General features: G+C 67.9%; 8 protein-coding genes. 6 read left to right on the top strand and 2 right to left on the bottom strand.

Going from position 1 to position 8,243, the window contains the following annotated elements; genetic code table 11:
- Window positions 1–844: 844 nt before the first annotated feature.
- On the top strand, window positions 845–1,102 hold the full coding sequence (locus ACWDZ7_RS36835; protein ID WP_451803101.1) for an alpha/beta hydrolase: 258 nt from the start codon (window positions 845–847) through the stop codon (window positions 1,100–1,102).
- Window positions 1,103–1,258: 156 nt separating this feature from the next.
- Window positions 1,259–2,007 (top strand): IS5 family transposase gene (locus tag ACWDZ7_RS36830; RefSeq protein WP_451803104.1). Its coding sequence is split into 2 segments (ribosomal slippage): window positions 1,259–1,796 and window positions 1,796–2,007, totalling 750 coding nucleotides; the frame shifts between segments, so codons are not numbered across the junction.
- Between the two features lie 118 nt (window positions 2,008–2,125).
- Here ACWDZ7_RS36830 and ACWDZ7_RS36825 read toward each other — a convergent pair.
- A complete protein-coding gene (locus ACWDZ7_RS36825; protein ID WP_451803100.1) occupies window positions 2,126–3,112 on the bottom strand; it encodes a hypothetical protein in 987 nt (328 codons plus the stop codon).
- Window positions 3,113–4,001: 889 nt separating this feature from the next.
- Window positions 4,002–4,781 carry an SDR family NAD(P)-dependent oxidoreductase gene (locus ACWDZ7_RS36820; RefSeq protein WP_451803103.1) on the bottom strand — a complete coding sequence of 260 codons (780 nt, stop codon included), beginning with the start codon at window positions 4,779–4,781 and terminating at the stop codon, window positions 4,002–4,004.
- Window positions 4,782–5,036: 255 nt separating this feature from the next.
- On the opposite strand from ACWDZ7_RS36820, the gene ACWDZ7_RS36815 reads away from it, so the two are divergent.
- From ACWDZ7_RS36815 to ACWDZ7_RS36800, 4 genes are all read left to right on the top strand, one after another.
- Window positions 5,037–5,804: an IclR family transcriptional regulator gene (locus ACWDZ7_RS36815; RefSeq protein WP_451803099.1), complete on the top strand. Its 768-nt coding sequence runs from the start codon at window positions 5,037–5,039 to the stop codon at window positions 5,802–5,804.
- Window positions 5,805–5,963: 159 nt separating this feature from the next.
- Window positions 5,964–7,052, top strand: a complete 1,089-nt coding sequence (locus ACWDZ7_RS36810) for a Rieske 2Fe-2S domain-containing protein (RefSeq protein ID WP_451803098.1) — start codon at window positions 5,964–5,966, stop codon at window positions 7,050–7,052.
- Complete coding sequence (locus tag ACWDZ7_RS36805) at window positions 7,049–7,216, top strand: hypothetical protein (protein WP_451803097.1); 168 nt, start codon at window positions 7,049–7,051, stop codon at window positions 7,214–7,216. Before ACWDZ7_RS36810 ends, ACWDZ7_RS36805 begins: the two co-directional genes overlap by 4 nt.
- A gap of 28 nt (window positions 7,217–7,244) precedes the next feature.
- Entirely contained in the window at window positions 7,245–8,222 is a 978-nt protein-coding gene (locus ACWDZ7_RS36800) for a PDR/VanB family oxidoreductase (RefSeq protein ID WP_451803096.1), read from the top strand.
- Window positions 8,223–8,243: the final 21 nt, after the last annotated feature.

The following is an 8,243-nucleotide window of genomic DNA, read 5'->3' as shown; positions in this document are numbered from 1 at the left end:
CACCTGGTAATTCTCTGTCGAAACGTTATGAACACGGCGCGCGCCCGTGTCATAGGACACAGGTCACTCCGTATGGCCTACGACAACTGCCGTATGGTCCTGACGATCGCCGCCGTTGAGGGCCGGTCACACGTACATACCTGCGATGTGACGGGCGTGCGCCTCCATACGCTGGATCGTCTCCCAGTCGGGCGCGGGCGAGGTGGACCCATTGCTCCACTCGTCACAGGTCGCGGTCCCTACGGCCACCCCAGATTCCCCGGCTGTCGCAGCCGAAGCTGGAGTTACTGTCGCCCCAACTGCGAGCGTGGCTCCCAACCCCGCAACGGCGAGAACATGACGAACACGCATGATGTACCCCTCTCCATAAAACCCCGCCCTGATGCGGGCTGAGTATCTGGACCCTGACAGGAAATTGCCAGCAGCGACTCCGAGAAACAGATCTTGTCCAGTACGCAACCATGTTTGTCTCATCCGAGACCCGCCCGCCGCCCCGGGGCCCTTTAATGCACAACACGCGACGCCCATCACCCCGCCGAACCCTGCGGGGCGTTGGGGCTCACAGCCCGGTACTGCCTTACGCCGGAGGTGTCCCTGCGCTGATGGTCTCCAGTGCTTCGCGCCGGACCACCGGGTCGTCGATGATCGCCAGCGCATAGTCAGAAAGCTCCAGGAACAGCGTGACGGTCAGCGGCGTGAACGCCTTGAGTTGCCGGGTACGAGCGTCGGTGAGTTTTGGGCCCTGGCACAGATCTTGGGGAGCCGTCGCGGAGGGTGACGATGCCGTTCGTTGAGGGGGCAGCCGCGAATCCCGCCTGCCTGACGCGAACGCACACCTACCTCCGTGACTGCCGCCGTCGCACTCAACGGCTTTCTCGCGGGGTACTTCGACGGCGACCTGGCGACCTCGCCGGTGAACCTCGTCCGGACGGATGCGCCACCATTCCTCATCGCGCACGGGGACCGGGACGAGCTGGTGGACACCGAGAATTCCAGGGTCCTTGTCACCGCCCTGCGCTCCGTCTCCACCTCGCCAGTCGTGTACGTCGAACTGCCTGGCGCACACCATGCCTTCGACACTCTTCCACTCCTTCCGGTCTGAGGCGCTCATCGACGGCATCGAGGACTTCGCCGCGTGGGTGACGGTCCGGAAGAAGGCGGCCTAAGAACTCGTTACACGATCTTGTCGAGATGCCCTGGTTGGGCGTTACCAGCGTGACGCTGCGGCCATTCGTGACGGTGTGAGGCTCGACCGTGGATCGTGGACGACGACTTGTACGAGCTGATCGAGCCGCTGCTGCCACCGTGGCCGCAGCGGTCGCCGGGGCCTCGGCCGGTGGATGACCGGCTGTGTCTGCAGGACATCCTGTACGTCCTGATCAACGACATTGCCTGGCAACTCCTGCCGCTGGAGCCGGGGTTCGGCTCCGGGCAGACGTGCTGGCGCCGCCTGGATCGTTGGCAGCAGGCGGGCGTCTTCGACGGCTTACACCGTCTCCTGCTCGCCGAGTTGAACGCAGTCGGCGAACTCGACTGGTCTCGCGCCTGCGTGGACGGCTCCCATGTCCGCGCGAAAAAAGGGGGAGCCGCGACCGGCCCGTCACCGGTCGACCGGTGGAAGACGGGCAGCAAACACCACTTGATCTGCGACGGACGCGGCACCCCGCTTGAGGTGATCACGACTGCGGCCGACGTCAACGACGTTACCCAGACCCTCGCCCTGGTCGACGGCATCCCGCCTGTAGCGGGCCGCCCCGGTCGGCCACGCCGACGACCCGACGCCCTACCCGGCGACAAGGCTACGATTCCAACGCGCACCGTGACGAGCTGCGTCACCGGCGGATCTTGCCCGTCATCTCCCGCAAGGGATCAGTCCGCTGGGAACGTCGCGCTGAACTCCACGACGCCTTCACCTCTCTGGCCTGCGGCCTGCGGCCTGATCTGCTGGAGACGCCTCAAGAAGCTCAGATCATGATCGTGTTACGAGCTCTAAGAAACAACTACTAAAGCACCACGCTCCCCCACTCGCCAGCGCGATCCCACCAGAGGCGCTGAGTAGCCCCTGGCGGCCAATCAAGGCCCTCCTCGCCCGGTGAGCCCCGCTTGATGTGTGAGCGCGTCGCGGTCACTGGGCATCTGGCCCTTCAGGTGAGGCCGAGGGGGAGCGCCACGCCTCGCCATTGGGGAAGATCCACTGCCGCGTGGTCGGCTGCCATCGAGCGGAGATCGTGATGCTGGGTATATCGGGGTTGGGGTGAATGAGTGCACTCCATGTGTCGTCGTCCCAGACAATGGCGACTTCGTCGGTGCCGAACGCACTGATGTCTACCTCAAGGAGCATAAGAGCAGCGGCAGTTCGGCGATCAGGTTTGTCCTGCAGGGGAAGCATGAAGGACACGTTCAAACCGTCGGGGCGTAGTGCGATGGCGTAGTTCGGCGCTGGGCGATTGAAGTATCTTCCTCCTTCGAGGGCCCTGTTCGTCCCCTCTTCGCGTTCCCTCATGAATTTCCCGATGGCCTTGCGGAGTGCGCTCTGCGACAGTTCGCTTACGGCTCCGCCAAATCCGGCCGTGATCGCTTGTATGAAGGGGCCGAGGGTGAGTGTGATCAGCACGGTCTCCCAGACATGCGAGAGAGGGTGGACTTCACCCGGCGCGTAGTACGCAGGTGCTGTGACGGTCGCGTCGACCATTTCCGGGTGCACCGTAAGCAGCTTGATGAGCTCAGCCGGAGTTGGTTCGAGAGTGTCGCTTATGTGTCCAGTCAGACGCCCCTGACAGAGAACCCGACGGTCCCTGCTCTCAAACAGGGGAAAGCGGAATTCGTGCCACTCACTATTGAAGTCCGGGTGCTCGCGATATTCACCAGCGAGCATGAGCACAGTGCGCCGGGCGCTCGCCAACGCAAAACGCTCCAACGCAGTTCCGTCCGAGGCGATTTGCGGCTGTGTTGCGCCAAGTACGTACATGGCCTCGACCGCTTCGAGGATCCCTCGCTTATGCCAGAGATCGGAGCGCCTAGCCCCCGCGCTCTCAGAGTGATCGTCCGCAGAGTGCGCTTCGGCCTCGTCGAAGCGGGCTTTCAGGAAGGCAATGATCGGCAGGTCCGTCATGCTCGGCAGCGTAGTTAGGAACCGGCGGACCACACCACCTGATGTGGGTGGGTGAACCGAGGCATCGTGTCCGGGCCTTCGTCGTGCCCCGGAATCTTCCTCCCGGTCGCTGCTGCCGGGGCCCGGACTCCGGCCTTACGGGGTGAGGGAGCCGTGCCCGCCATAACGAGACGCAAGCACCTGAGTCCTGATCACTGCCCGCCCGCCATGTCGAACTCACGCCGGAGGCAGTACCGATGACCACCCGCCAGTCATTTGGCAACATCCGCCCCGATCGCCACTACGTTGAACACGACGCCACCTTGGGCCAGGGCCGAAGCCCCACAGGGACGCTCTCCCGCACAGAGAGAGCCACAGGAACGCCCACCGCGAGGCGCTCACCACCCCCACGAGGAGGACACCACCACAGGTGTCCTCCGTCCTCGATCCCCCTGCGCAAGGGAGCAGCATCATGACCCAGGACAACGTTCCCGCACCCGCCCAGCCGCTCATGCGCGTGACCATCGACCACCGGATCTAAACGATCTTGGTCATGGGTCATGAGGACTCGTCGCCGCATCCGTGGACACGAACGCCTCCACGAGATGAGCGAATCACTCATCACCTGGGCCTCGATTACCTTGATGACCCGACGCCTCACCCGACGCACGAACCGTCCCGCCGAACTCCGTGACCTCGCCCACGGCTACGTCATGCCAGAGGCTGCTTGATCACAGATGGGCTCGACGTGTTCTCGCCGAGCCACATGGCGCACTGCTGCATCCGAAGGCGGTCGTCCGGGAACCAGCCCTCCCACGGCTCGTCCGACCTCAGCCACGCGGCAGTCTGTCCCTCTTCCGAAACCAGGGGAGTATGGCGCTGGGCCGCCTCGCGTTGTGTCTCGCCGGGATCAACCTTGCCACCGGGCGGGACCCGTCCACGCCAGCGGTGATTCGCCAGCAGGATGTGCGTCAGATCCCTGTCGAACGCCCGGCCAGGTCGGTGCTGCCGTCCACGGCCCCGTCGATGTCCCGCAGGCCGTCCACCGCACCGCGCCGCGCCGCGCAGAGCGTCGGCGTCGGCGTCGTGCAGCCGTACGGGATGGCCTGGGCATGACGAACGAGGAGGCGTCGCTGGGCACGTAGATCAACGCCTCGGCGAAGTCCTCCGGTTCGGCCGGCCGGCCCAGCGGGACGCGTGCGAGCATGGCGTCGCGGGTCGCGGTGGCCTTCTCGTCGTCTTCGTACATCCAGGCGGTCGACTCCGAGCGGAACACCGTGGGGGCCAGCACGTTCACCCGGATTCCGGCACCGCCCCACTCGGCGGCGAGGCTGCGGCCGAGCAGGTCGACCGCGACCTTGGACGGGCAGTACGCGGAGTATCCGGCGGGGTGACCCAGCCGGCCGCGGGTGGAGGACACGAGCACCACGCTTCCCCCGCCGCCGCGACCGAGCATGTGCCGCCCCGCCGCCTGGCACATCAGCCATGAGCCGCGCACGTTCGCCGACTGGACGGCGTCGAAGTCCTCGACATCCATCTCGATGATCGGCGCGACGTGGTTCATACCCGAGGCGACGAACAGACCGGGCACGTCGCCGAACGTCTGGACCGCGGCCGAGAGGATCGTCTCGGCGTCGTCCGGGGTGTCCGGCCTGCGCGGGAGGGTCTCGACCGGTCCCGGGCCGTCCAGCTCCGCGGCCAGCGCGTAGAGGCGGCTCAGGGCAGGGCCAACGGGTCGAGCGCAGTCCTTCGGCTACGTGGTCGGGGGCTCTTGGCCCGGTACGGACGTCTCGACGTGGCCGTGGCCTTCTTGCACACTGACCGCCACAGCCATGGACGAGTCGCACCGTTGGGAATGGGTGAGAGCACCTTGGACGACTCACTCGTAGGTGAGCCGCGGCATCCCGATGAGGAGCCTTCGGCGGCGGAGGAAGGAGGCGCCCCGATGGCCCGCCGCGGTTCCGAGTCGCACACCGGGCCTGTGCTGGGCCGCGCACTGCGGATCCTCGGTGCGTTCAGCGTGAACTGTCCGGAGATGACGTTGAGTGAGCTGGCCCGGCGGTCGGGGCTGCCGGTGTCGACCGTGCACCGGATGCTCGGCGACCTCATCGCCTGGGGAGCGCTGGAGCGCGGTGACAAGGGGTGCTACCGCGTCGGCCTGCGGCTGTGGGAAGTCGCCTCCCTCGCGCCGCGCGGGCAGGGCCTGCGCGAGCGGGCCCTGCCGTTCCTGGAGGACCTCTCCCGGATCACCCGCGAAAACGTACAGCTCGCCGTGCGCGAAGGTACCGAAGTCGTCTTCGTCGAGCGCATCGCGGGGTCCGGTGCGGTGCCCGTGCTGACGCGCGTGGGCGGGCGTTTCGCCCTGACGGCCACCGGCGTCGGGCTGGTGCTGCTCGCGCACGCCCCCGCCGAGGTGCAGGAGCAGGTGCTCGCCGGACCCCTCCAGCGTTTCACGCCGGGCACGGTCACCGATCCACGCGCGTTGCGGCGCATGCTGGCCGAGGCGCGGACCAACGGCTACGCCGTCAGCGACCGCCAGGTCACGATGGACGCCCTGTCGGTCGCCGCCCCGGTGTACGGCGGCGGTGATGCGGTGATCGCCTCTGTATCGCTGGTGGTACGCCATGGCAGCACCTCCGCGCACGCGCTGGCCCGGCTCATTCGTACCAGCGCCCGCGCGATCTCCCGCGCCATGATCACGCCGCAGGTCTGAACGCCACGGCCGCGCGTAGGCGGCCGCGGTTGTTTCCCGGCATCCGGAAAGGCCCCTGGTGCCCCGGGGACGGTGACCCCACGATGGTCCGCACCAGTCGACACCCGGCCCGGTCCGCCGGCACCGCGCACTGAACTCCCCGCTCCGAAGGAGACGGTCATGACTGCTTTCGTACGTAATCAGTGGTACGTCGCCGCCTACGGCCGCGAAGTCGCGCGCGAGCTGCTCGGGCGCACCGTGCTGGGTGAGCCGATCCTGCTGTACCGCACGGAGAGCGGCCGGGCCGTGGCGATGTCGGAGCGCTGTGTGCACCGGCGCTTCCCGCTGTCGCAGGCGCCGAGCCGGCTGGACGGCGACCGGGTGGTGTGCGGGTACCACGGCTTCACCTACGGCCCCGACGGCGGCTGCGTCTTCGTGCCCGGCCAGCGGCGCATCCCGCGCACAGCGCGCCTGAAGACGTACCCGGTGGTCGAGCAGGACTCCTTCGTGTGGGTATGGATCGGTGACCGCGAACCGGGGGGTGCCCTGCCGCCCCGCGCTCCGTGGATGGACTCGCCCGGCTACACCGTGGTGTCCGGCATGGAGCCGATCGACGGCGACCACGGCCTGCTGGTCGACAACCTCATGGACCTCTCCCACGAGACGTACCTGCACGGCGGTTACATCGGCACTCCCGAGGTGGCCGAGACCCCGATCAACACCGAGGTCGACGACGCGGCCGGCGTCGTCCGCGTGAGCCGTCACATGGACGACGCCGAGTGCCCTCCCTTCTACGCCAGTTCCACGGGCATCGAGGGCCGGATCACCCGCTGGCAGGACATCGAATACCACGCGCCGTGCCTCTACCTGCTCCACTCGCGCATCGCGCCCGTCGGAGCGCCCGGTCCGCATCCCGACGGCAGCGATCCGCACGCCTTCCACGTGGAGGTCGTCTACGGCATCACCCCTTCGACGGAGAAGACGACGTACGACTTCTGGGCCGTGGCCCGCGACTTCGCCCTCGGTGACCAGGAGGTCACCGACTTCCTGCACAACAACAACCACACGGTGGTCATGCAGGACGTCGTGGCCCTCAACGTGCTGCAGAAGTCCCTGGACACCGAGAAGGCCGGCTATCAGGAGCTGAGCGTCGACATCGACACGGGCGGACTCGCCGCCCGGCGCATCCTCGCCCGCCTGGCCCAGGAGGGCGAAGCGAGGCAAATCCAGGAAGGGGACGCGACGCAGGCCCGGCCGGTGGCCCGATGAGCCCACTCCATCCTCCCGTCCTCTCCGGCGAGGAGATCTACCGGATCCACTGGGTGCTCGGTACCGACCGGCTGCTGGGCCACCCCGAGGGCCACCACCCCGGCCCGGCCACGGAATCCGCTCCCGCGTCCGCCCCTCAGCCTCGCCACGCGGTCTTCGCCTGATCTGTCCCGGCCCGGAAAGAGAATCACCATGACCGTCACGAGCCCACAGCGCACCGGGGGCGAACCCGACCTCGATCTGACCTTGGTGCGCAAGGAGCCCCTCGCCGAGGACGTCGCCCGGCTCACCCTGACCCACCCCTCTGGTGGGCGGCTGCCCTCATGGAGTCCGGGGGCCCACATCGACCTGACGCTGGGCCCCGGCCTGGTACGGCAGTACTCGCTGTGCGGCGACCCCGAGGACACCTCCCTCTTCCAAGTGGCCGTGCTGCGCGAGCCGGAGAGCCGGGGCGGCTCCCGCTACGTGCACGACACGCTGGCCGAGGGCGACGCGGTCCGGGTGAGCGGCCCCCGCAACCACTTCCAGCTGGTCGACGCCCCGCGCTACCTGTTCGTCGCCGGCGGTATCGGCGTCACCCCGGTCCTGCCGATGATCGCCGCCGCCGAGCGGCGTGGCGCCGACTGGCGTCTGGTGTACGGCGGGCGCAGCCGCGCCACCATGGCCTTCGCCTCGCGGCTCACCGAGGACCACCCCCACCGGGTGGAACTGTGCCCACAGAACGAGAGCGGCCTCCTCGACCTGGACGGGCTGCTCGGCAGCCCCTCCCCCGGCACCCTCGTCTACTGCTGCGGTCCTGAGCCCCTGCTCGACGCGGTGGAACGGCGGTGTGCCTCCTGGCCGGAGGGCACGCTCCACATCGAGCGGTTCACGCCGAAGGGGCAGGAGGACGACGCCCCTTCGGTCTCCTTCAAGGTGGAACTCTGCCGGAGCGGCATCACGGTGACCGTTCCGCCGGACAAGACCGTCCTCCAAGCGGTCGAGGAGGCCGGCGTGCGGGTCCTGTCGTCGTGCCGGGAGGGCACGTGCGGGACCTGCGAGACCACCGTCCTCGACGGGGTGGTGGACCACCGGGACTCTCTGCTCACTCCCGCCGAACGGGCACGCGACGACACGATGTTCCTCTGCGTCTCGCGCGCCGCCTGCCCTCGCCTCGTCCTGGATCTGTGACCCGCCGGCACCTGGCATGTG

Source organism: Streptomyces sp. NPDC003032 (assembly GCF_053591415.1).
The sequence above is the reverse complement of the archived record's forward strand: the minus strand, read 5'-3'. Positions and strand labels throughout refer to the sequence as shown.

Bases quoted from the DNA above. Each gene is read 5' to 3' on its own strand.
- ACWDZ7_RS36815 (WP_451803099.1), top strand. From the start codon at position 5,037: ATGGCCCGCCGCGGTTCCGAGTCGCACACCGGGCCTGTGCTGGGCCGC.
- ACWDZ7_RS36825 (WP_451803100.1), bottom strand. From the start codon at position 3,112: ATGACGGACCTGCCGATCATTGCCTTCCTGAAAGCCCGCTTCGACGAG.
- ACWDZ7_RS36805 (WP_451803097.1), top strand. From the start codon at position 7,049: ATGAGCCCACTCCATCCTCCCGTCCTCTCCGGCGAGGAGATCTACCGG.
- ACWDZ7_RS36810 (WP_451803098.1), top strand. From the start codon at position 5,964: ATGACTGCTTTCGTACGTAATCAGTGGTACGTCGCCGCCTACGGCCGC.
- ACWDZ7_RS36800 (WP_451803096.1), top strand. From the start codon at position 7,245: ATGACCGTCACGAGCCCACAGCGCACCGGGGGCGAACCCGACCTCGAT.